The 21,939-nt window shown below is 67.0% G+C and carries 21 protein-coding genes; 8 read left to right on the forward strand and 13 right to left on the reverse strand.

Annotated elements, in window-relative coordinates; translation table 11 throughout:
• Positions 1-399 precede the first annotated feature (399 nt).
• Genes P3H15_RS39250 through P3H15_RS39260 form a run of 3 tightly spaced genes read left to right on the forward strand, consistent with a single transcriptional unit; the run spans position 400 to position 4,194 of the window.
• Positions 400-660, forward strand: a complete 261-nt coding sequence (locus P3H15_RS39250) for a ferredoxin family protein (RefSeq protein ID WP_276142192.1) — start codon at positions 400-402, stop codon at positions 658-660.
• A gap of 1 nt (position 661) precedes the next feature.
• On the forward strand, positions 662-2,041 hold the full coding sequence (locus P3H15_RS39255; RefSeq protein WP_276142193.1) for an FAD-dependent oxidoreductase: 1,380 nt from the start codon (positions 662-664) through the stop codon (positions 2,039-2,041).
• Positions 2,038-4,194 (forward strand): molybdopterin-dependent oxidoreductase, encoded by a 2,157-nt coding sequence (locus tag P3H15_RS39260; protein WP_276142194.1) that lies wholly within the window; start codon positions 2,038-2,040, stop codon positions 4,192-4,194. The genes P3H15_RS39255 and P3H15_RS39260 overlap by 4 nt, the downstream gene beginning before the upstream one ends.
• Positions 4,195-4,377: 183 nt before the next feature.
• Here P3H15_RS39260 and speB read toward each other — a convergent pair whose 3' ends face one another.
• Both speB and P3H15_RS39270 read right to left on the reverse strand, forming a co-directional pair.
• Positions 4,378-5,394 carry an agmatinase gene (gene speB, locus P3H15_RS39265; protein WP_276142195.1) on the reverse strand — a complete coding sequence of 339 codons (1,017 nt, stop codon included), beginning with the start codon at positions 5,392-5,394 and terminating at the stop codon, positions 4,378-4,380.
• Positions 5,395-5,431: 37 nt separating this feature from the next.
• Positions 5,432-6,814 (reverse strand): MFS transporter, encoded by a 1,383-nt coding sequence (locus tag P3H15_RS39270; protein ID WP_276142196.1) that lies wholly within the window; start codon positions 6,812-6,814, stop codon positions 5,432-5,434.
• A gap of 163 nt (positions 6,815-6,977) precedes the next feature.
• On the opposite strand from P3H15_RS39270, the gene P3H15_RS39275 reads away from it, so the two are divergent.
• Entirely contained in the window at positions 6,978-8,552 is a 1,575-nt protein-coding gene (locus P3H15_RS39275) for a PucR family transcriptional regulator (RefSeq protein WP_276142197.1), read from the forward strand.
• Here the strand turns inward: P3H15_RS39275 and P3H15_RS39280 are convergent.
• Together P3H15_RS39280 and P3H15_RS39285 are read right to left on the reverse strand one after the other, a co-directional pair.
• Positions 8,515-9,354, reverse strand: coding sequence for a CoA ester lyase (locus P3H15_RS39280; protein WP_276142198.1), 840 nt, complete (start codon positions 9,352-9,354; stop codon positions 8,515-8,517). The two genes, P3H15_RS39275 and P3H15_RS39280, sit on opposite strands and share 38 nt — an antisense overlap.
• Positions 9,355-9,395: 41 nt before the next feature.
• The gene (locus tag P3H15_RS39285; RefSeq protein ID WP_276142222.1) at positions 9,396-10,844 is read right to left on the reverse strand and encodes an aspartate ammonia-lyase; all 1,449 of its coding nucleotides are present in this window, start codon (positions 10,842-10,844) and stop codon (positions 9,396-9,398) included.
• A gap of 244 nt (positions 10,845-11,088) precedes the next feature.
• On the opposite strand from P3H15_RS39285, the gene P3H15_RS39290 reads away from it, so the two are divergent.
• Complete coding sequence (locus tag P3H15_RS39290; protein WP_276142199.1) at positions 11,089-11,739, forward strand: GntR family transcriptional regulator; 651 nt, start codon at positions 11,089-11,091, stop codon at positions 11,737-11,739.
• Positions 11,740-11,841: 102 nt separating this feature from the next.
• Here P3H15_RS39290 and P3H15_RS39295 read toward each other — a convergent pair whose 3' ends face one another.
• The 9 genes from P3H15_RS39295 to P3H15_RS39335 all read right to left on the reverse strand — a co-directional run bounded on the left by P3H15_RS39295 (position 11,842) and on the right by P3H15_RS39335 (position 19,811).
• Positions 11,842-13,044, reverse strand: coding sequence for a cytochrome P450 (locus tag P3H15_RS39295; protein WP_276142223.1), 1,203 nt, complete (start codon positions 13,042-13,044; stop codon positions 11,842-11,844).
• Positions 13,045-13,088: 44 nt separating this feature from the next.
• Entirely contained in the window at positions 13,089-14,063 is a 975-nt protein-coding gene (locus P3H15_RS39300; RefSeq protein WP_276142200.1) for a PDR/VanB family oxidoreductase, read from the reverse strand.
• A 183-nt stretch (positions 14,064-14,246) separates the two neighbouring features.
• Complete coding sequence (locus P3H15_RS39305; RefSeq protein ID WP_276142201.1) at positions 14,247-14,402, reverse strand: hypothetical protein; 156 nt, start codon at positions 14,400-14,402, stop codon at positions 14,247-14,249.
• A 156-nt stretch (positions 14,403-14,558) separates the two neighbouring features.
• Complete coding sequence (locus P3H15_RS39310) at positions 14,559-15,311, reverse strand: IclR family transcriptional regulator (RefSeq protein WP_276142202.1); 753 nt, start codon at positions 15,309-15,311, stop codon at positions 14,559-14,561.
• 27 nt (positions 15,312-15,338) lie between these two features.
• Positions 15,339-16,976: an ABC transporter permease gene (locus P3H15_RS39315; protein ID WP_276142203.1), complete on the reverse strand. Its 1,638-nt coding sequence runs from the start codon at positions 16,974-16,976 to the stop codon at positions 15,339-15,341.
• Positions 16,973-17,902 carry an ABC transporter ATP-binding protein gene (locus P3H15_RS39320; protein WP_276142204.1) on the reverse strand — a complete coding sequence of 310 codons (930 nt, stop codon included), beginning with the start codon at positions 17,900-17,902 and terminating at the stop codon, positions 16,973-16,975. Before P3H15_RS39320 ends, P3H15_RS39315 begins: the two co-directional genes overlap by 4 nt.
• 8 nt (positions 17,903-17,910) lie before the next feature.
• A complete protein-coding gene (locus P3H15_RS39325; protein WP_276142205.1) occupies positions 17,911-18,615 on the reverse strand; it encodes a TetR/AcrR family transcriptional regulator in 705 nt (234 codons plus the stop codon).
• A 48-nt stretch (positions 18,616-18,663) separates the two neighbouring features.
• The gene (locus P3H15_RS39330; protein WP_276142206.1) at positions 18,664-19,044 is read right to left on the reverse strand and encodes a decarboxylase; all 381 of its coding nucleotides are present in this window, start codon (positions 19,042-19,044) and stop codon (positions 18,664-18,666) included.
• Between the two features lie 146 nt (positions 19,045-19,190).
• Positions 19,191-19,811 (reverse strand): hypothetical protein, encoded by a 621-nt coding sequence (locus tag P3H15_RS39335; protein WP_276142207.1) that lies wholly within the window; start codon positions 19,809-19,811, stop codon positions 19,191-19,193.
• 126 nt (positions 19,812-19,937) lie between these two features.
• Between P3H15_RS39335 and P3H15_RS39340 the strand changes: the two genes are divergently transcribed.
• From P3H15_RS39340 to P3H15_RS39350, 3 genes are all read left to right on the forward strand, one after another.
• Positions 19,938-20,828 (forward strand): alpha/beta fold hydrolase, encoded by an 891-nt coding sequence (locus P3H15_RS39340; RefSeq protein WP_276142208.1) that lies wholly within the window; start codon positions 19,938-19,940, stop codon positions 20,826-20,828.
• Positions 20,829-21,002: 174 nt separating this feature from the next.
• Positions 21,003-21,257, forward strand: a complete 255-nt coding sequence (locus tag P3H15_RS39345) for a hypothetical protein (RefSeq protein WP_095861851.1) — start codon at positions 21,003-21,005, stop codon at positions 21,255-21,257.
• A 122-nt stretch (positions 21,258-21,379) separates the two neighbouring features.
• Positions 21,380-21,922 carry a hypothetical protein gene (locus tag P3H15_RS39350; RefSeq protein WP_276142209.1) on the forward strand — a complete coding sequence of 181 codons (543 nt, stop codon included), beginning with the start codon at positions 21,380-21,382 and terminating at the stop codon, positions 21,920-21,922.
• The last annotated feature ends 17 nt before the right edge of the window (positions 21,923-21,939 follow it).

Below are 21,939 nucleotides of genomic sequence, written 5' to 3' on the forward strand. Positions count from 1 at the left end.
ATGGGCCTTGACTGTGACGCGCGTCATCTATTAATGTTCATCTCGTCTCAAAACGTTCCACATAGTCGTCAAACCACAGACAGAGAATTGCGGGCGCAGTCGGTGACACACGGTTGAGCCATGGGTCCACGACGACACCTTGCTGACCGGAAGCGTGGGGATTCGTAGCGCGAATTCTCACTTTTCCGTGACAGCGACAATCGAAACATCGCGCGGCTGTGCGGCTTTGCCAGCGCTCCTTCACCCTCAGGCAGCCAGCATGTCGGACAGGTCACCTGGTCTCTCACACAATAGAACTCGATTTCAGGCACGGACGGCGACCGATGCAGTCACGACAGCCGCAAAGGAACCCGTCGGTATAGCTGAGACGCAACACAACCACGAGAAACAGGAAGACATATGGCTCACGTGATCGCTGCACCGTGTATTGCGGACTACTCCTGCCTGGAGATCTGTCCGGTCAACTGCATCAGCCCGGGTCCGGACGATGCCGACTTCGACGACGTCGAGCAGCTCTACATCAATCCCGATGCCTGCATCAACTGCGGTGCCTGCCGAGACGTGTGCCCGGTGCTGGCCATCCGCGAGGACGACAACCTGCCTCCGCAGTGGGCGCACTACGCGGACGTCAACCGCGAATACTTCGAAGCCAGGGGTTGACATGGTGGGACAACCGCTGCGGATCGCCGTCGTCGGCGCCGGCCCGTCCGGGCTGTATGCGATCGAACACCTGCTCGAGCAACAGCGCAGTGCGGTGGAGGTCGACCTGTACGAGCGCCTGCCTACCCCGTGGGGCCTGGCCAGGTTGGGAGTCGCGCCGGATCACCCGGAGAAGAAGCTCGTCATCGACCGGCACTTCGCCTACCTGCTGCAGGACCCACGGGTGCGTTTTCTCGGTAACGTCGAGATCGGCACCGACGTCGCGCATGCCGAGCTCGCGTCGTGGTACGACGCCGTCCTCTACGCCTCCGGAGGCACCGGCGACGTGCGGCTCGGAATTCCGGGTGAGGACCTTCCGGGGTGTTGGTCCGCCCGCGAGTTCGTCGGCTTCTACAACGGCCACCCCGACCTCACCGACCTGCCCATCGACCTGTCCGCCGACCGTGCTGTCGTGGTGGGCAACGGGAACGTCGCGCTCGATGTGGCGCGGATCCTGACAATGCCGACCGCCGAACTCGAACGCACCGACATCTCCGATGCCGCACTCGACGCGCTGCGCCGGTCCCGGATCAAGGAAGTGGTGGTGCTCGGGCGCCGCGGACACCGGCAGGCGGCGTTCAAGAACCCCGAGTTGGAGGAACTCGAGCACCTGGACGGTGTCGACACGGTGGTCGACGACCGCGGGCTGCCGAGCGAGGAATCGATCCAGCGGGAAGTGCACGATCCCGAGATCCGCCGGAAACTACGCACCCTCCACCGGCTCATCGAGCGCCCACAGGTTTCGGCCGGCAGGCGGATCATGCTGCGATTCTTGGAATCGCCCGTCCAGTTGCTGGGAAGCGGCCGGGTCGAGCAGATGGAGGTGATGCGCAACCGGCTCGAACGCGACGAGCGGGGCAGGGTTCGCCCACAACCGACCGGGGAAACCCACCTGCTCGATGCCGGCCTGGTGTTCCGCGCCGTGGGCTTCCGCGGCAGCCCGCTCCCCGGCATACCGTTCGACGATGCGCGTGGTGTGGTGGTCAACGACCACGGCCGCGTCACCGACAGCGAGCGCAACCCCCTCCCGGGCGTGTACGTCACGGGGTGGGTGAAACGCGGCTGCCAAGGAATCATCGGCAGCAACAAGAAGTGCGCCGCCGAAACCGTCGCCTGCCTGCTCGACGACGTGGCGTCAGGACACTTCACACCGACTGCGCTGTCCGCCGACGCCGCCCTCGCACGAGTCCGCGAGAGGGCCTCCGTCGTTCGTTGGGGCGGCTGGCTCGCCATCGACCGCGAGGAGCGCGCGGAAGGGCGCCTGCACGGCCGACCCCGGGTCAAGATCACCGAACGCCGCCACCTCCTCCACACCGCCTCTACCGCTGGAGAAACCCCATGACTCAGACGAAGTCCACCTTCTGCCGCATTTGCGAGCCGAACTGCCCGGTGACCGCCGAAGTCGACGACCACGGCACAGTCATCGAACTCCGCCCCACCCCCGGCCACCCCACAGGCGGCACCGCCTGCCACAAGGGACTCGGATACCTCGACGTCCACAACGATCCCGACCGCGCCAACTGGCCGCAGCGACGCACCAATGACAAGTCGCAGCCCGAGGGAAACTTCGTCCGGGCGGACTGGGACTCCTCCCTACAGGACATCGGTTCCCGGCTCCGCGACATCCGCGAACAACACGGCCCCAACACCATCGCCGTGTTTCACGGCAACCCCTCGACCTTCGATTCGGCAGGCCTCATCTGTTACGACCCCTTTCTCGACGCAGTCGGAACCAAGATGCGCTTCGGTGGAAGCACCCAGGACATGGCGAACAAGACCACAGGCGCCGCACACGTCTACGGGTCGACAAGTTCGTTCATGATCCCGGATCTCGCCAACACTCACTATCTGCTGTGCATCGGTGCCAACCCGCGGGTATCGCGTTGGTCGATGATGTCGGCTCCCCAGGACAACCTCGATGTGGTGAAGCGGATCGTCGAGCGGGGCGGCCAGGTGCGGTTCGTCAACCCGCGACGGGTCGAGTCCTCGACGACCGAGACCGGCCCGACCTTGCTGATCAAGCCGGGCACCGACGCATATTTCCTGGCAGCCTTGCTCCACGAGATCCACCTGCAGGGCGGGATCGACGAGAACCTTGTGCGCACCAAAGGCAAGCACCTCGACGAGCTGATGACGTTCGTCAAGGCCTACTCACCGGAGAGTGTCGAGGACGTCACCGGCATCTCCGCGGCCATGACCAAGCAGGTGGCGGCCGAAATTTGCGCTGCCCCTTCGGCAATCGTCTACATGTCGACAGGTGTGAACCAAAGCCGCCAGGGCGTGCTGTGCTATTGGCTGACCGAGATGATCAACTTCGTCACCGGAAACTTGGGCCGCGAGGGCGGAACCTTCAAACCCACAGGCCTGATCGATGCCTGCCCCCCGCTCACGGGAATGCAGGTCATCGAGACCTCCGTCGGCCCCCTCGAGCTTCCCGATCCTGTCGGATACTCGCAACTGCCCGCAACCCTGTTGGCCGACCTGATCGAGAACGGCGACATCCGTGCGTTGATCCTGTGGAGCGGGAACCCACTCATCACAGCGGGTGGCGAGGAACGGCTGCGGGCCGCCTTCGAAAAGCTCGACCTCTTTGTCAGCATCGACATCTACCGCAGCGTTACCGGTGAAATGTGCGATTACATCCTGCCCGTGACGGACTGGCTGGAGCGACCGGACATCAACCTCGCCGGAACCGGCATGCAGTCCAAGCCTCACGTGGTCTACACCGACGCGGTCGTGGCTCCGACCCACGACCGCCGCGATGCGTGGTGGATCCTGGCACGTATCGCGCAGGAGATGGGCATCAGCTCCCCCTTGGATGCCAACCCCGACGCTGCCGACGCGACCTTCCTGTTCGACGCGGTCCTCAGCATGCGAGGCCTGAGCGTCGACGCCATGCGACAGAGCCCGTCGAACACCGTCATGTTCCCGGAGAAGGACAAGGCTTCCCTGTTCGAACAGTGCCTGCAGCACCCGGACCACCTGATCGACTGTTGCCCTCCCGCCTTCACCGAGGCAGGACTCATCGCGCGGTGCGCCGACATCTTCGAGACCTTGTCGAATGAACCGCCGGACACACTCAAGATGATCAGCCTGCGCACGCCCTACATGAACAACAGCTGGCTGGTCAATATCCCGCGGTATCGACGCGGCCGAAACCGCGACAACCCGCTGCACATGTGTGAACAGGACGCGGCATCGCGCGGCATATTCGACGGCGACGCCGTCCGCGTATCCACCCAGTACGGCCAGATCGACGCCCGAGTCCTCATCGACGATGACCTGAGGCCAGGTGTCGTGGCGATGAGCCACGGCTACGGCACAGCGCGCGCCACCACCCAACGCACCGCGATGAAGAAGCCGGGTGTGAACTGTAATGTCCTGATGCCCAGCGGTGTAGGCACCTACGAACCCCTGAGCTTCATGTCGTGGCTCTCGGGTGTACCGGTCGACGTGCAACCTGCAGCGGCTCGCGCGGAAAATAGACTCACCTGACAGCCGTGGCACACTGATCGTGAACCTACAACGGTCGCGATTTCATGCTGTACTCGCGCGCAAAGCGTGGTCCGCACTTTCCTGCACCGGTGGACTGCCGCCGCGCTCGCGCTCGCCGCGGTCACAGCGCGGGAACGCGCAGCGAAGCGGCGCCCCGTCTCCGGGGCGCCGCTCTTCGGGCTCTCAGTAACTCGGCACCGACGCGCCGATGGCTTCGGCCGCCGCGGCCACGGTGTCGCGCTGTGAACCCGCGACCATGAGCGACACGAGGTCGAATACCACGGTAGCGGCTGCGACACAGGTGATCTCGGCGTGATCGTAGGCCGGGGCCACCTCGACGACGTCGGCGCCGACGACGTTGAGCCCGGTCAGCTGGCGCAGCATCCGGAGTAGTTCGCGGGATGTCAGGCCACCTGCCTCCGGCGTGCCGGTTCCGGGGGCGAATGCGGGGTCGAGGACGTCGATGTCGATCGACACGTACACCGGGACGTCCCCGACGCGCCGGCGGACCACGTCGACGGCCGCCTCGATGCCCATCACGTCCAGATCGCCCGCGCGGATGATCCGGAATCCCATCCGCGCGTCGTCGTTCAGGTCGGCCTGGTCGTAGATCGGACCGCGGATTCCGACGTGGATGGAGTGGTCCTCGACCAGGAGACCCTCTTCGAACGCGCGCCGGAAGATCGTCCCGTGCGTCACCGGTGCGTTGAAGTAGGTGTCCCAGGTGTCGAGGTGAGCGTCGAAGTGCACCAGGGCAATCGGTCCGTGCTTGGCGTGCAGCGCCCGCAGGTTCGGCAGGGCGATCGTGTGGTCGCCGCCGATCGAGACGATCTTGCGGTCGCCGCCGCCGAGAATCTCGGCGGCGTGTGCCTCGATCTGCCGGCAGGCCTCGCCGATGTCGTATGGCGTCACCGTCACGTCACCGGCGTCGACGACCTGCACTTCTTCGAGCGGTGCGACGCCGAGTTCGACGTGATAGCCGGGGCGGAGCGCACGCGCCGCCTGCCGGACGGCCATGGGACCGAACCGGGCGCCGGGCCGGTACGACGTGCCGCCGTCGAAGGGAACACCGAGGATCGCGATGTCGTAGTCGTCGACCTCGTGGATGTCGGCGATCCGGGCGAACGTGCCCTTGCCGGCGTAACGGGGAACCTGGGTTGCGGGCAGTGCACCGACGAGGGATTCTCTGGGCTGGGGCATGGCTGTCTCTCCTGTACTCGGGAAGGTTCTTGTCAGGTCAGGCGCGGGTCACGGGCGCCGGGTCGGGATCGGCGGACTTCTCTACTTCTTCCGACTCGGTTTTCGACGCGGTGTCCGACAGCGACGCGCCGCGGGTCTCCGGCGCGAGGAAAATGGAGGCGACGAGTCCGACCAGGGTGACCACCGCGCCGATCATCAACGCCCCGCCGGCTCCGAACGTCACCAGCGCCATCGGCATCAGATAGGTGCCTGCGGCAGAGCCGATGCGGCTGATCGCCGTGCCCATACCGACCGCGGTGGCCCGAACCTCGGTGGGGAACAATTCGTTCGGGTAGACCACCTCGAGGAAGCTCGAGGCACCGGAGCTGATGGCGAACACCGCGAGTGCGAGGAAGAAGATCTTCGCCGAGACGTCGGGAATCAGTGCGGGCACGGCGAGGGCGACGACGATGATCGCGAACGAGCCGATCAGCAACTTCCGGCGGCCGATCTTCTCCACCAGCCACAGTCCGGGGATGCCGCCGACCACGAACAGAATCGCGATGAGGAGCGAGCCGCCGTACAGGTTGGCGTCGCCGTACAGCCCGAAGGATTCCAGGAGGTCGGGGGCGAACGTGTACACCGCGAACAGCGGGATCACCTGGGCCGTCCAGAAGATCGCCACGAAGATGGTGCGTCGCAGGTAGGGCTTCTGGAACACCCGGAAGAAGGACGTGCTGACGACGGGTTCCTCGGGAAGGTCGGCGACGCCGTACTGCTCGCCGAAGACGCGCTTGATGGACGCGTCGGCCTCCGCCATCCGCCCCTTGCTCATCAGCCAGCGCGGAGACTCCGGGGTGCCCATCCGGGCGAGCAGCGTGATGATCGCGAAGATCGCCGGGCTCGCCAGCAGGAAGCGCCACGCGTCGGGTCCGAGGCCTCTCGCGAAGAAACCGACCACGTACGCGGCCGCGGCGCCGACGGCCCACACCACGAACATGGCGCCCAGCAGCCGGCCACGCTGCCGTTTCGGCAGGAACTCGGCGAGCAGCGACGTGGCGATCGGATAGTCGGCGCCGATGGCGACACCCAGCAGGAACCGCAGCAGGATGATCTGCCAGGCCTCACCGCAGAACGCGGAGAGGACGGAGAAGACGGCGAGCGCGACGAGGTCGGCGATGTACATGACGTGCCGGCCGATCTTGTCCGTCACGTACCCGAACACACCGCCGCCGACGAAGATGCCGACCAGGCTTGCCGCGCCGATGAGACCGATCTCGGTGGCACTGAGATCCATGGCCGGTTCGAGGGTGATCAGCGCGACGCCGATGATCGACAACGCGAAGCCGTCGATGAACGGCCCGCCGGAGGAGAACGCTGTCAGCTTCTTGTGGAAGGAGGTCAACGGTGCATCGTCTATGAGATGACCGGTACTTGTCATTGGGGCTCCTGGACTGGATCAAGTGCGGGTGCTGCCGATTGTGACGTCCAACACAGAGTGCCTGGCCGTTCCGGCGCAGCACGAGTAGCCAATGCGCAAAACCGGTGGTTACGCTTTATTCGATCGCACAAACATGATTGGGCATTGACGCAGAGGAGGCTCCGTGGCCATCACCGTCGGTGAGCTCGTCGAGATCCCGCATCTGCGCCTGGACGTGTATTCCGGGGCGTCCGGTCTCGGTCGCGAGGTCACCTGGACCCACACCTCCGACCTGCCCGAACCGTGGCGATGGGTCACCGGCGGCGAGTTCCTGATGACCAACGGCATGTCGTTCCCGAAGTCGGCGAAGGAGCAGGCGGATCTGGTCCGGCACCTCGCGGACGCCGGAGTAGCCGGGCTGGGTATCGGCGAGAACATGTACTGCCCGCGCCTGACGGCGGCATTCACACGCACCAGCGACGAACTGGGCTTCCCGGTCCTGTGGATCCGGTACCCCCTCCCCTTCGTCGCCATCTCCCGGTCGGTGGCCGAAGCCACCCTCGTCGACCAGTCACAACGACTCGGTCGCACCGTCCGCATCTACGACCTGATCCGCAGGCACACCGCCCGCGGCGCCGCGCCCGCCGACCTTCTGTCTGCACTCGCGCGCGAACTGGGTTGCGAGATTCAGGTGTGCGACCGCGCCACCGGGGAGCCCTGGTTTCCGGGCACGACCCCGCTGGACCCGACGATCAGCGACGCCGTGGTGGCGTTGTCCGAGGCGTCGAAGAACGTGGCGGGCGGCGCGTACGGACTTCCGTCGGTCGGCGACCGGGCGGCGATGCTCACCGACATCCCCCGTCACGCAGGCGCCGCACTCGTCACGCTGAGCGATCCGCGGGTCGGCGTCGACCCGATCCAACTCCAGCACGCCGCCACGGTGGTCGCCATCGAACTGTCCCAGACACAGTTGATGCTCGAACACGAACGCCGTTACGGTTCAGGGCTTCTCACCCAGATGCTCGAAGGACGCATGGATATCGCCGGGGTCACCGCCCAGCTCGCCGATCTCGGCGTGAAACCCGAGTCCGCCGTGTTGGTGGCGGCGCGCAGCGAAGAGCCGGAACGGATGCTCGAACTGCACAATTCGCTGTGGCGGCACACCCTTCCGTATCTGTGCCTGGTGCGCATGGGTACCGCGCACGTCCTGGTGCCGGACGGCCCGGACACCGACTCCGTGCTGTCCCGCGCACTGGGCCCGACCGCCCACATCGGCATCAGCCGAACCCTCGGGTCCCTCGCACGTTTTCAGGACGCGGCCCGGGAGGCCGTGTGGGCACTGTCGATCGCCGAACGACGCGAGACGATCGTTTCCCGATACGGCAGCGCCGTCCCGTGGGTCGGGCTGTCGAGCGTGGCCGACGCACAAACCCTGGTGGACAGGATCCTGCGCCCGGTTCTGGACTACGACGAACAACACAACTCGAGACTCGTCGAGACGCTCGACGCGTTCCTGCAGAACCAGCGGTCGTGGCAGCAGACGGCGCAGGCGATGCACATTCACCGGCAGACGGTCATGTACCGCATCCGCAAGGTCGAGGCGCTGACGTCCCGCGACCTTGCGGACACCAATTCACTGTCCGAACTCTGGCTCGCCGTGCGCGCTGCGGAACTGCTCTACACCCGTGACCGGGACTGGCCGGAGTCGACGGACGACAATCTCACGCCGACACCGAGAAGACGTCGGCCAGGTGGGTGATTCGCAAGGCGCGAGCGAGTTTGGGGAGGTCGCTGCCGTCGGCGACGTTCTCGCCCTGTGCGCCGAGCTGTGCGATGACCTCGGTGGCCCAAGCCACGTCGGTGTGTTGCGGGGACAGTTCACGATTGACGGTCGCCGTGTCGCCGGCACGCATGCAGAGCTTGCCGGTCATGCCCATCGTCCTGGTGACGGCCAAGGCGTCGGTGAGATCGGGTTCGCCCGTCAGGCACGGGCCGTCGATGGGACCGGAGATCCCGGCGGCGCGGCTGGCGACGACGAGTCGCCCCCGCGCGTACGCCAATGCGTCGGGCGCATCGCCGGCGCCGGTGTCCCGGCGGAAGTCGCCGGTGCCGAACGCTATTCGGGTCGTCGCGTCCGCCGAAGCGATGTCGAACGCGAATTCGACGCCCCGCGCCGATTCGACCAGGGCGAGGATCGGCGTCTGCGGCAGCTCGGCGGCCGTGCGGTCGACGTGGTCCGCGGATTCGGTCTTGGCGAGCATCACGCCGTGCAGGCCGGGGAGCCCGCGGATCGCGTCCAGATCATCGGCCCAGTCCGCGGTGGTGACATTGTTGATACGCACCCACCCGGCACCCCCGCCGGCGAGGAAGCCGGCCACATGGTCGCGGGCTCGCGTTTTCGACGCCGGAACGACGCCGTCCTCGAGGTCGAAGATGACGGCGTCGGCCGCCGAGTTCGCGGCTGCGGCGAACTCTTCCGGGCGCGATCCCGCGACCAGGAGCCAGGAGCGCGCATGTGCCGCGGGGACTACGACGCCGTGCGCCGGAGGTGTGAGGGTCATCCGTTTCTCGTTTCTCTCGATGGTGCGGGTGGATTCGCCGGTCAGTGCGCGGCGACGCCGCTGACCGGGTCGAGGGCGGTGAATTCTCGGTCCACGGTGGGCGCGGTGAGCAGGCCGGCGAGGCGCGGGGGCGACAGGATGTCGTCGACCTGCGCCTGGGTGAGCAGACCGTCGTCGACGGCGAGGTCGCCGACGTAGGCCCCGGTCGCCAGGGCGCGCTTGGCGATGTCCGCGCTGGCGGTGTACCCGATGAACGGCGAGAGCGCGGTGACGATGCCGATCGAGCGCCGCACCCCCCGCTCGAGGTGGTCGCGGTTCGCGGTGATCCCGTCGACGCACTTCACAGCCAGGGTGTCCGCTGCCGCGGCCAGGTGCGTCGTCGAGCGCAACAGGCTGTAGATGATCACGGGTTCGAACGCGTTGAGCTGGAGTTGCCCGCCCTCGGCGGCCATCGTGACCGTGAGATCGTTGCCGATCACCTCGAACGCGACCTGGTTGACCATTTCGGGGATGACCGGGTTGACCTTACCGGGCATGATCGACGAACCGGCTTGGGCCGGAGGCAGATTGATCTCGCCGAGCCCTGCCGTCGGCCCCGAGGACGTGAGCCGCAGATCGTTGCACGTCTTGGACAGTTTCACGGCGACGCGCTTGAGGATGCCGGAGACCTGGACGAATGCTCCGCAGTCCTGGGTTGCCTCGACGAGGTTGCCTGCCGGCACGACCGGTTCGCCGGTCAACTCACGCAAATAGTTGCAGGCGAGCGCCGAGTACTCGGGATGACCGTTGATCCCGGTGCCGATGGCGGTGCCACCGAGGTTGGATTCCAACAGCAGAAGCGCTCCCTCGGAAAGCCGGGCGCAGTCCTCGTTCAACATGATCGAATAGGCCGCGAACTCCTGGCCCAGGGTCATCGGTACCGCGTCCTGCAGCTGGGTGCGACCCATCTTGACGATGTCGTCGAATTCGATCGACTTGCGCTCGAACGACTCCGCGAGCCGGCCGAGCGACGCGATCAACCGTCGGAGATGCTCGACCAGCGCCAGCTTGATCGCGGTCGGATACACGTCGTTGGTGGACTGCCCCAGGTTCACATGGGTGAGGGGGTCGAGTTCGGTGTAGGCGCCGCGTCCGAACCCCAGGATCTCGAGAGCACGATTCGCAATGACCTCGTTGGCGTTCATGTTCGACGAAGTACCCGCTCCGCCCTGGATCGGGTCGATCGGAAACTGGTCGAGCAGCGCCCCGCCGCGGATCTCCGCGCACGCGGCCACAATGGCATCGGCGCGCCGGTCGTCGATGAGACCCAGGTCCCGGTTCGCTTGGCAGGCTGCCTGTTTCACTGTCGCCAGCGATGCAACCAGCGCCGGGTACTGACCGATCGAAGACCCGGTGATGGCAAAATTTTCCCTCGCGCGGGCGGTGTGGACGCCGTAGTACGCCCGCGCCGGTACCCCCAGATCTCCAATCGAGTCGTGCTCGATCCGCACATCGCTGTCGCTCAACTTTTCCACCAGCACCTATTTCGCCGTTCTACTCGACAGGGTCTATGAGGTCGATCGCCGCTTGTCGAACAGTACACCACATCCAATATATTGGTTGCCCGACGGAAGACGTCCTCGGTATGTTCACGGCACGGCGCCCGGCACTCGCCCACGCAGCCCCCAGGAGCGTGCAGAGTGCAGCGTTACAGTATCCAGTATGTTGCGTGATAATCCGGTGGAGCGCCCTCGCATGAGCGACGTCGCGTTCGAGCGGATCTGCGACGCGATCGTCACCGGTGAACTCGCGCCCGGATCCAAGGTCAAAGACAGCGAACTGGCTGAACATCTGGGCTTGAGCCGGACCCCGGTCCGTGAGGCGCTTGCACGGCTGATCGACACCGGACTCGTCGAGGCCAAACCCGCCGCCTTCACCCGGATCACCCCGCTGAACCGCGCCGACGTCGAATCAACGCTCGCAGTGATGGAAGTTCTGGACCAGCTGGCCGTGAAGACGGGGGTTCCCAACCTCACCGACGACATGATCGCCGTGATGCGCAGCGCCAACGACGACCTCGCGCAGGCGATCAAGGCCAACGACATCGGTGCCGCTCTCGCCGCGGACGACACCCTTCACGGCATCATCGTCGAGGCGGCCGCCAACCCACTGCTCAAGCGGCTCATGCACCAGGTGCACCCGCAGATCCACCGGATCTACTACCGCAAGTTCTCCAGCCTCCGCGGCTGGCAGGACGCCATCGAACACCACGACAAACTGATCGACCTGTGCGCAACCCGCAACGGCGAAGCGGCGGCCGAGGTGTCCTCGCAGCACCGGCGATTCCTGGGCGGTCTGATCGGCGAACTCTTCGACATCGACGAGTCCGCCTCCGACACGTCGTAACCAGCTACGACAGACCGGCCCGCCGCGGGTGCTCACTCGCGGCGGGTCGGTCTGGGATATCGGCGAGGTTTCCGGCCACCGTCAATACATACGTACGTATGGTCAGGCGAGCCGCACCCGGACCGGCACCGATTCCCACGACCGCAGCGTGTTGTTGAGGTGACGGCGCACCGGCCCGGCGATCTCCAGCGACTCCACCCGGGATGCCAGCGCCGTCAGCAACGCCTCCGATTCGAGGCGCGCGACATGCTGGCCGACGCACTGGTGGATGCCCATCCCGTACCCCACGTGCCCGGACGGATTCCGGCCGAGATCGAACGCGTCCGGATCGTCCCACCTGCGCGGATCACGGTTCGCGGCGCCGAGGAACATCAGAATCTTCATTCCGTCGGGGATCACCGTGCCGCCGATCTCGGTGTCACGCGTGGCCGTGCGGAAGAACGTCTGGACCGGCGACTCCCACCGCACGGCCTCGTCGAACGCCGTCCGGGCCAGCGTGCGATTCTCGCGCAGCCTCGCCCACTGCTCCGGATGCCGCGCGAACGCGTAGAGCACGGCCGCGAGCCCGTTGACCGTGGTGTCCACTCCTGCCGTCAGCAGCGAGCGCACGGCGAGCGGCGCCTGCTCGTGCGTGATGTCGCCGCGGTCGGCCGCCGCCCAGATCTGCGCACCGAAGCCGTCGCCGGTGAGCGCGTCGCGCACGCACTGCTCGTTGACCCAGCCGGACAGTTCGGCCACCCGGGGCGCCCCCTTCTCCACCAGGCTGTTGAGCGGACCGAAACTGTTGAAGGCGTGGTCCCCGTACGGCAGCAGGTTCTCCCGTCCGGTGCCGGAGATGCCGACGGCGTCCGGGAAGACCCGCAGCGGGAACGCGGCAGCGAGGTCGGTGACCGCGTCGAATTCGGTTGTGTTCGAGAGCAACTGGTCGACAAGAATGTCTGCGTCCTGAATCCACGACGCCCTGAGCTTCTGCAGTGCGCGCGGACCCAGAATCTTGCTCAGCACCGCCCGCGGGGCGTCGTGGTGCGGCGGGTCGGCCTCGAGCAGGATGCTCGGGGGCCGCCACGGGGTCTCGTACCGGAAGTTGCTCAACCCGACCCCGGCGGCGGAGTGAAACGACTGCCAGTCGGTCAGCGCGGCATGGACCTGCTCGTAGCGGCCGAGCGCGAAGACGTCGTAGCGCCGCAGGTACACGACCGGGCCCGCATCCCGCAGGTCCGCCTGGAACGGCAACGGGTCCTGCAGGACGTCGAGGGCGAACGGGTCGGCGTCGCTGACCGGCAATGCGGGGGCGGGGGCGAACATCGTCACGGGAAATCCCTTCGCTGGGTGTGTCACGTATGGGTGGGTCAGAGGTCGAGCACGAGACGGTCGGAGCACGACCGTGAGACGCAGATGAGCATGCAATCGCCTGCGGATCGCTCGTCGTCGTCGAGGACGGAATCGCGGTGGTCGGGGGCGCCGGCGAGGACGGTGGTCTCGCAGGTCCCGCACGTGCCCTCGCGGCACGAGGACAGGACGTTGACCCCGGCCGCCTGCACCGCGTCGAGGACGCTGGCGCCGGGAGTCACCGTCACCGCGAGGCCGGAGCGCGCGAGTTCCACCTCGAACGGTTCGTCGCGCAGCGGTGCGCCCCGGTCCCGCGGCACGAAACGCTCGGTCCGTAGCGAGCCCACACGCCAGTCGGCGCAACAGCTTTCGACGGCCGCGAGCAGCGGCCCGGGTCCGCACACGTAGACCTTCGCCTCGGCGGCGGCCGCGGCGGCGAGATACACGGGCAGGTCGGGATGACCCTGCTCGTCCCGGGGCACGACGACCACCCGGTCGCCGTAGCCGGCGAGCTCGTCCCGGAACGCCATGGACGTCCGGGTGCGGCCGCCGTACAGGAGTTGCCAGTCGATTCCCATCAGTTCCGCCTGGCGGATCATCGGCAGCAGCGGTGTGATTCCGATGCCGCCGGCGACGAACAGGTACCTCGGCGCGGGGACGAGCGGAAAGTTGTTGCGCGGGCCGCCGACCCCGACGAGGTCGCCCTCGGCCAGTTCGTCGTGGACGTACGCGGACCCGCCGCGGCCGGCGGGTTCCCGCAGCACCCCGACCCGGTAGGTGTGCGCGTCCCAACGGTCACCACACAGCGAGTACTGGCGGGTCAGCCCGTTCGGGAGCATCAGGTCGATGTGGGCGCCGGCCGCCCAGTCCGGCAGCCGCCGGCCGTCCGGGCGCCGCAAGGTCAGCGCTACGACACCTTCCGCGACAACCTCTTTGGCGACAACTCGCAGCGCCGCGTCCGCTGGCGCACGGGAAGAAACCGGGTTCTGTGGCATCTCGACTCCTCGATCTCGCGTTTGTTCGAGGATCTTCCGAGCCGGGGCCGAGCCGCCAGAGCATTTTCAATAGTTGAAAGTCGAGGCCGTAACCGGGGTCACTCAGCGCGCAGGACAGCCCGCTCGACCGCCGCTCGAGTCCGTCGAGGATCAGGTCGAGTCCGCCGCTGACCGTCGGCCGTCCTATACGGTGTGGGCCCGCCGGTTCATGTCCTTGTCGACCGCCGTGGCGATGTCGTGGACGAGCCGGGAGTGCCAGTGTTTGTGGGCCTCGAGGTCCGCGGTGAGGGCGTGGCAGTCCGGGCATTCCAGGGGGTCTGGTCGAGAGGTGCTTTCCATGGCGCTGCGCTTTCCGGGAGAAGTGGTTCCGATTCCACCGTGGCACGGGCGGGGCGGATAGTCCACCGCCCACACAGCGTCACAGATATTGGTCATCCGCCCACGCAATTGCATCGGATTCCGGCAAATCCGTGGGCGTCTGTGTCTGGGCGTGCCTCACGTCGGCGCCGCCGCCATCACCCGGGTGATGCCCTTCGCGGCCGCCTGCAGCGCGGGGATCTGCGCGTACGCCTTCTCGTCGTTCGGCACGACGACCGACAGCGCGGCGACCACCTTGCCGGTGCCGTCCCGCACCGGAACCGCGACACCCGTCGTGTCCGGGTACAGGTGGCCGGCACAGAGGATGTAGCCGTGCCTGCGCACGTCCGCCAGCACACCCCGCAACTGTCGTGGGGTACGAATCGTCTTGTCGGTGAACACCTTCAACGGCTCCCCCAGGATCCGTTCCTGGAGCTCCGACGGTCCGTGCGCGAGCAGGATCAGCCCGGACGAAGAGACGTGCAGCGGCATCCGGCCGGCGATGCGCGTGTAGTTGACGACGGCTCCGGGCGCCGTGAGTCGCTCGATGAACAACACCTCGTCGCCTTCGAGGACACCGAGTTGCGTGTGCTGCCCGACGACGGCGTGCAGGTCCTCCATGAACGGCATCGCCGCTTCCCTGAGCCCGAGGGTCGGGGACGCCCGCGACGCGACCTCCCACAGGCGGACGCCGATCCGCACCTTCCGGTCCTCACGCTCGAGCCAGCCACATCCCACCAGTTCGTCGATCAGCCGCGACGTCGTGGAGATGTGGAGACCGGACCGCCGGGCGATCTCGGACACCGTGAGCAGCGAATCGTCGGAACGGAACGATTCGACGATCCGCACCGTCCGGGCCAGGACGGACTCGCCGGTGTGCACACGTGCCATGCCTTCAGTGTGCACACCGGCCGGGGATCAGCGCAGATCGCGCCGCCGGAACGCCGCCACACCCGACACGATCAGCGCGGCCGTGATCAGCAGCAGCCACCCGATCGGCGCCCATTCGAACGGGCCGCCCGGCAGCTTCGGAGCGTGGCTGAACGGCTCGAGATTCAGGACCGCCTGCGGGAACTGCGCGATCGACCCCACCATGAAGATCAGCAGGAACGCGACGAGCACTCCCCACGCCACCGGCGTGAATCGCGGAACGACACCAAACAGCAGGACCGTCACTCCGGCCGACATCCAGATCGCGGGAAGCTGCACGAGCGCCGCCCCCACCACACGTGGCAGGGCCCCACCCACGTCGCCGACGGACGCGCCGTAGGTGAGCCCGGCGGCCACCCCGGCCACCACCATCGCGACCGCCGGACCCAGCAACGCGAACAGGATGTGGCTCGACGCCCACCGGACCCGGCCGACGGAACCGGCGGTCACGGGCTCGAGACGCTGAGCGTTCTCCTCCGAGTACAGGCGCAGCGACGCGGAGATCGCGTAGGCCGCGGCGGCGATGGCGAGCATGGTGAACGCGTAGCCGATGAACGATTCCTCCAGCGACTGCGACCCACCCATTCGCAGGATGATGTCCCGGATCGTCTGACTGTTGCCGACCTGGCCGCCGACGCCGTTCGCGGCGCTGCCGATCAGCAGTCCGTACAGTCCGAGCCCGGCGGTCCAGGCCGCGAGGGTGCCGCGGTGCATCCGCCACGCCAGTCCCAGGGTTCCGGCGAGCGCGGGCGACGCGTCGGTGGGACCGGGCCGTTCGGCGATCAGGCCGGCGCCGACATCGCGACGGCGCAGGAGAGCGTATGCCGCCCAGGTGAGTACGGCCGCCGTGATCAGGCTGGGGATGACGACCCACCAGCGTTCGTCGGCATACGGACGGATCTGCAGGGCCCAGCCGAGCGGCGAGAACCACGACAGGGCCCCGCTGCCGGCGTCACCGATCGCGCGCAACGCGAACGCGACGCCCAGCACCGTCAACGCGATGCCGCGCGCGACGCGGGCGCCGGTGCTCACCTGGGCCGCCACGGCCGCCACCGCCGTGAACACCAGACCGGAGCAGGCCAGCGCCGTCCCGAAGGCCACCGAGCCGCCCACCGGGAGGTCGCGGGCGAGTAGCGCTGCCGCACAGAGAATCCCGGTGACAACGGAGGCACCACCGGCGAGGATCAGCGCCGCGGTCAGGCCTGAATACCGTCCGACGGCGGTGGAGTCGAGAAGCTCGGCCCGGCCGGTCTCCTCCTCGGCGCGGGTGTGCCGGATGACGGTCAGGATGACCACCAGCCCGATCAGCGTGTAGTAGATGCCGGCCTTCCAGACCCCCACCGAACCGAGGCTGGAGTTGAAGATCGGCCCGTACATGGCGATCTGAGCGGGGCTGGCCGCCGTGGTGGCCGCGAACTCCGCGAGGTCGGCCGGGGAGGTGTAGATGTCGGCGATGCTCGCGACGTACAAGGCGGGTGCGAACGCGAAGATCAGCACCCACAGGGGCAGCGCGATCCGGTCCCGGCGCAGGAACAACCGCAGAAAGTGCAGCGTCCCCGTGAAATCCGAGGAAGATACCGGCGCCGGTTCCACGGGCCGGAACCGGGACACCGTTGCGGTAGTCATGCCCGCACCTTCTCCACTGTGTCGGACGACGCCGTCGGGCCGTCGTCGATCTCGTAGTGCCGCAGGAAGAGTTCTTCGAGGGTCGGGGGCTTGCTGACGAGGCTCCGCACCCCCGTGTCGCCGAGCACCCGGATGAGTTGGCCGAGATGCTCGCTGTCGACCTGGCAGTGCAGCGTCGTCCCGTCGAACTGGATGTCCGCGACGCCGTCGATGCGACTCAGATCGCCGGGATCACCGAGAAGTTCGGCGGTGATCGACGTTCGGCTGAGGTGCCGCATCGACGCCAGCGTGCCGGATTCGACGGTCCGCCCCGACCGGATGATGGTCACCCGCTCGCACAGCGCCTCCACCTCGGACAGGATGTGACTGGACAGCAGCACCGTCACCCCGCGGTCCCGGGCCTCGGCGACGCACTCGCGGAACACCTGTTCCATCAACGGATCCAGGCCCGACGTCGGCTCGTCGAGCAGCAGCAGGCGGGCATCGGACGAAAACGCCGACACCAGGGCCACCTTCTGCCGATTACCCTTCGAATACGCTCGCCCCTTCTTCCGCGGGTCGAGGTCGAAACGCTCGATCAGATCCCGCTTGCGGGTCTCGTCCAGTCCGCCGCGCATCCGCGCGAGGAGGTCGATGGTCTCGCCGCCGGACAACGACGGCCACAGTGTCACGTCGCCGGGGACGTACGCCATGTCGAGGTGCAGTGCGACGGCGTCGCGCCACGGATCGCGGCCGAACACGGTGGCCTCACCGCTGTCGGGGTGCAGGCTGCCGAGGAGGACGCGGATGGTGGTGGACTTGCCTGCCCCGTTCGGCCCGAGGAACCCGTGCACTTCCCCTTCGCCGACCTCGAGGTCGAGTCCGTCCAGCGCCCGGGTTCGTCCGAACGTCTTCACCAGGTTGCGCACTTCGATGATCGCGCTCATAGCTGCTCCTAGTTCGGGGAGTCGGTATGTTCTGGGGGTGCCGCACCCGCCTGCGCGGCGCCGTCTTCGGTGGCCAGATATGCCTCGAGCATCGACGAATCCGGCAGCAGACCCTCGGTGTACATCTCGAGGGCGGGCAGCGTGACGTCGGTGGCGAGGTCGCGGATGGCCGTGGCGTAATCGAGCGGAACTTCCTTGTCGGCGCGCATCTGCAGGTAGAGCAGCATCGCGCCGACGTTGTAGAGGGTCAGGTAGCGGGCCCGCGCCGCCGGGTTGCGGCTGGGCCGGACACTTCCGGTCGCCACTCCCAGTTCGAGGTACTGGGTGGTGTCTTCCACCATGTGCTCGAAGAGGGATTCGCCGAGACCTCCGCCCGCCTGGAAACTCCGCACGATGTACGCGACCAGTGGGGCGTACTGCTCGATGTCGGCGAGGGCCTGCATGGCTCCCGCCGGCCCGGGCGTCGAAATGGCCTCCGCCTTCTGTTCCCGGATGATCCGCAGGACGTGCTCGTCGCATTCGGCGCGCAGACCGTCCTTCGAACCGAAATGGTGGATGACCAGGCCGGGTGACACCCCGGCGGCGGTGGCGATCGCCCGCACTCCGGTGCCGAAACCGTGATTGCCGAACACCGTGATGGCCGCGTCGCGCACTCGGGCGCGGGTGGTCAGGTCGGGTTGCGGGACCCCGAAAGCGGCATTGGTTGAACGCACGTTTAATACGCTAAACGCGCGTTCAACCGGGCGCAAGGGGTGACTGCGTCAAGATTTCGTCAAGGCGGAAACAGCCGGGCGCCCGGTGAACACGACACTCGGGCGGGGGAACCGATTCCGGGCGCAGGCCTCGTCCAGGGCCTCGTCGACGGCCTCGCGCAGATCGACACGATCCTCGTCCGCCAGGACCAGTTCGGTCAGGATCACCCCGTAGTCGCGCCGGACCTGTTCCATCAGCCCGATCGCGTCGTCGATCGCTTCGGAATCCGCGGCGCAGCGGAAACCGACGAGCCGCGGTTGCGGCTGGTCCATCACCGCGCGCAGCGCATCCTCGATGCCCGGGCCGGTCGCGCCGAGGACCGACAGGTCGAGCAGCGTGTCCTGCCGCGACTGCTCGTGCGCGAACAGGTGGGGAAGATGAAGCGACATCGGAACCTCCTCGATCCGTCGACGGCCGTGGGTGGGCCGACTCGGGGATTCAGTTCCAGTCCTACCCCCGTGGCGCGAGGATTCGGCGGGCCTTGACGCCGATCTGACTCCGGCGACCGCAATCCTGACGCGGTGTTGGCGCGGGGCTATGCCGTGGTGGCCTTCGCGACCGCGTCGCGCGTGAGACCGGTCAGCTTGTCGACGTTCTCGGGGGTGGCCGGATAGCCGGCCGACGTCACCCCGACGACATAATCACCGGCGAGCGCGCCGTACCCGATGTGCGTGTCCGGTCCCTGGGTCACGGATCCGGCGAACGCCTTGTCGCCGACGTCGGTCGGCGCCGGCAGCGGTGTGAACCCCTGAACGACTTCGCTTTTGTCGATCGCCTGCTCGAATGCGGTGGAGGCCGCGTCGGGGCTGGCATAGTGATCCACGGAGATGGTGACCCTTCGCCCGTCGCCGCCTTCGTAGATGACCATTCGCGTCGCGTCGGGGGCGTCGGCCGCCGTGGAGTTCTCACCCGTCGCGGTCTGTCGCTCGATCTCAGGGAAGTAGCTCTGCACTCCGTCCAGCGCGACGACCACGTCCTCGGGCAAGAGGTTCGCCTCGGACGTCGTCTGGTCCTGCTGCGACTCGGCATCGGACCCGGAGTCCTGCTGCCCGCACCCCGCCGCGAGCACGACCCCGGCCAGGACGATCGAGAGGAGAGCGAGAGATCCGCGACCGCCGCGCCTACGCACGCCGTGCCGCTCCGTCGATTGCACCACGCCGGAAACCCCCTACTACTCGGGACGAGCCACCCGTCGAGCCTAGTATGGAAAAGATCCGAGTACCTGCAGTTTCGACGCCGCCCACCCGGTTTCGGCGTCGGGCCGACACTGTGAGGAGTCCACGTGACCAGCGAGGGAAGCATCCGGATCGGCAGCCGGACCATCACGTATCTCGAAGCCGGTGACCCGAGCGGGCCGCTCGTGCTGCACAACCACGGCGGACCGTCGAGCCGATGGGAGGCCGATCTGTTCGACTCGTACGCGAAGGCCAACGGACTGCGATTCGTCTGCGCGGATCGGCCGGGGATCGGCCGGTCCGACCTCCAGCCGGGGCGCACCTTCGAAAGCTGGACCGACGACCTCCTGCTGCTGGCCGACTCGTTCGACGCCGACCGGTTCGCGGTGACCGGCTGGTCCGAGGGCGGGCCGTGGGCCCTGGCGGCGGCCGCGTATCTGGACCCGATGCGACTGGTCAGCGTCGTGTGCATCGCCGGCGGCAACTACGGAACGTTCGGCGCGAACTGGGCCGCGAAGCATCTGAGCAGTGTGGACGCGCTGGGCGGTCGCCTGGCGCTGCACTTCCACCCCGGTTTCACGCTCATGTACGAACTGCTAGGCATGAGTGCCACACATTTCGAGGATCGTTACGGGCAGGCGATCACGAAGTCGGCGTGCGCGGCAGACCAGGAGGTACTGGCCGACGAGGACGTCCTCACAGCCTTTCTGAAGGCAAGCCGGGAGTGTTTTCGTCACGGCGCAGACGGACTCGTCGTCGACGCCACGATGCTCTACGAGGCCTGGCCGTTCGACATGACCAAAGTAAAACGCCCGGTGCACTTCTGGCAGGGCAGTGCAGACACTCTGGTCCCCGAGATCATCAACAAGACGGTGGCCGATCGAACCCCGGGCGCCGTCTGGCACCCGGTCAGCGGTGGTGGTCATTTCATTGCCGTCAGCCACGCCGACGACATCCTCGCGCTGACAGCGAGCGATCTTGCGTCAGCATCCAACTGAAGGACCCGGCCGAGAATTGCCACGCCGCTGCCGCTTCCGGCATCCGGTCGGGACCGAAATTCACTGTGTAATGGTCATGTTCCGAGCTACTTTGGGTGAATGCCACCCCGCTACCACGTCACCTCGGTGTTGAATCGTGCATCCATTTCCCGATACGGGTTGGACTGGAGTCGGATGGGTGCGGCTCGCGGTATCGCAGGGAGCTACCGCCCCGAGCAACAGGGCTGTTTCCTCGCTGCAGGCGAGCGGGAACGCGACTGGTTCGTGCGGATGAACAACACCGGTGGAGCAGTGGACGTGTGGGAAGTCCACGGCATCGACGATGCCGATCTAGTCCAGTCCCCGGAGGGCTACTTCTACTTCCCCGGTGTCATCGCCGCCTCCGAATTGCTGTTGGTGCAACGCGACCTGCCACCGGCCCGGAACTAGTGAATACGTGTGCGTGAGAGAGGCCCGACTCGCACGATCTGTAACGAATTCTTGTCCGCCGCCGAAAGTCCAGGGGGCGAGGTACGTCTCGAGTCTCGGGGAATGAAGAAATGGGAGGGCTCATGAGCAACCAGTTGGGGCGCCGCGCATGCGCTGCGGCACTCACTGCTGTCGGGTTGGGAACCGCCGTCGTGGCAGGAGGGGGTGCGGTCGCACATGCTCAGCCCGCACCACCGACATCGACGACGATGACGTGCTCGAGCGCGAATCCTCTCGTCTGGGCACCGCCGTTCACGTGGACCGTCAACGCCTCGTCCGGGGAGTCGCTGCGACCGGGCGGGTCGGCGCTGGAGCCGGCGATCCTGCTCAGCGGCGGGAACGAACTGCCGACGCCGCCCGGCGGTCTGATCCCGAGCATCGGAATCAACTGGTACGGCACGCGGGTGTCGGTCGACTGGCACAACACGACGACGGGCACGACCGGCCACAGCGTCAGCGACGAGGCGGCGTGGCAGCAGAAGCCGGGAATCCCGATCAACCGGACCTGGACGGGAACCGGAACGGTGTCGTTCACCGTCACCGTCCAGACCGGCGCGGGTTGGTGGTTCGTCAATTCCCAGAACGCCGTCTGTCAGGGAACGATCTCCGTCGTCCCCGGGCGGTAATTCGGAGCCGTCGGCGG

The sequence above is a fragment of the Rhodococcus sp. T2V genome (assembly GCF_029269925.1).
GTDB classification, from domain to species: domain Bacteria; phylum Actinomycetota; class Actinomycetes; order Mycobacteriales; family Mycobacteriaceae; genus Rhodococcus_F; species Rhodococcus_F koreensis.

Coding starts and splice junctions, on each gene's coding strand:
- P3H15_RS39290 (WP_276142199.1), top strand. CDS start 11,089: ATGAGCGACGTCGCGTTCGAGCGGATCTGCGACGCGATCGTCACCGGT.
- P3H15_RS39315 (WP_276142203.1), bottom strand. CDS start 16,976: ATGACTACCGCAACGGTGTCCCGGTTCCGGCCCGTGGAACCGGCGCCG.
- P3H15_RS39350 (WP_276142209.1), top strand. CDS start 21,380: ATGAGCAACCAGTTGGGGCGCCGCGCATGCGCTGCGGCACTCACTGCT.
- P3H15_RS39270 (WP_276142196.1), bottom strand. CDS start 6,814: ATGACAAGTACCGGTCATCTCATAGACGATGCACCGTTGACCTCCTTC.
- P3H15_RS39250 (WP_276142192.1), top strand. CDS start 400: ATGGCTCACGTGATCGCTGCACCGTGTATTGCGGACTACTCCTGCCTG.
- speB (WP_276142195.1), bottom strand. CDS start 5,394: ATGCCCCAGCCCAGAGAATCCCTCGTCGGTGCACTGCCCGCAACCCAG.
- P3H15_RS39260 (WP_276142194.1), top strand. CDS start 2,038: ATGACTCAGACGAAGTCCACCTTCTGCCGCATTTGCGAGCCGAACTGC.
- P3H15_RS39280 (WP_276142198.1), bottom strand. CDS start 9,354: ATGACCCTCACACCTCCGGCGCACGGCGTCGTAGTCCCCGCGGCACAT.
- P3H15_RS39330 (WP_276142206.1), bottom strand. CDS start 19,044: ATGTCGCTTCATCTTCCCCACCTGTTCGCGCACGAGCAGTCGCGGCAG.
- P3H15_RS39255 (WP_276142193.1), top strand. CDS start 662: ATGGTGGGACAACCGCTGCGGATCGCCGTCGTCGGCGCCGGCCCGTCC.
- P3H15_RS39310 (WP_276142202.1), bottom strand. CDS start 15,311: ATGGCACGTGTGCACACCGGCGAGTCCGTCCTGGCCCGGACGGTGCGG.
- P3H15_RS39345 (WP_095861851.1), top strand. CDS start 21,003: ATGGGTGCGGCTCGCGGTATCGCAGGGAGCTACCGCCCCGAGCAACAG.
- P3H15_RS39320 (WP_276142204.1), bottom strand. CDS start 17,902: ATGAGCGCGATCATCGAAGTGCGCAACCTGGTGAAGACGTTCGGACGA.
- P3H15_RS39300 (WP_276142200.1), bottom strand. CDS start 14,063: ATGCCACAGAACCCGGTTTCTTCCCGTGCGCCAGCGGACGCGGCGCTG.
- P3H15_RS39305 (WP_276142201.1), bottom strand. CDS start 14,402: ATGGAAAGCACCTCTCGACCAGACCCCCTGGAATGCCCGGACTGCCAC.
- P3H15_RS39295 (WP_276142223.1), bottom strand. CDS start 13,044: ATGTTCGCCCCCGCCCCCGCATTGCCGGTCAGCGACGCCGACCCGTTC.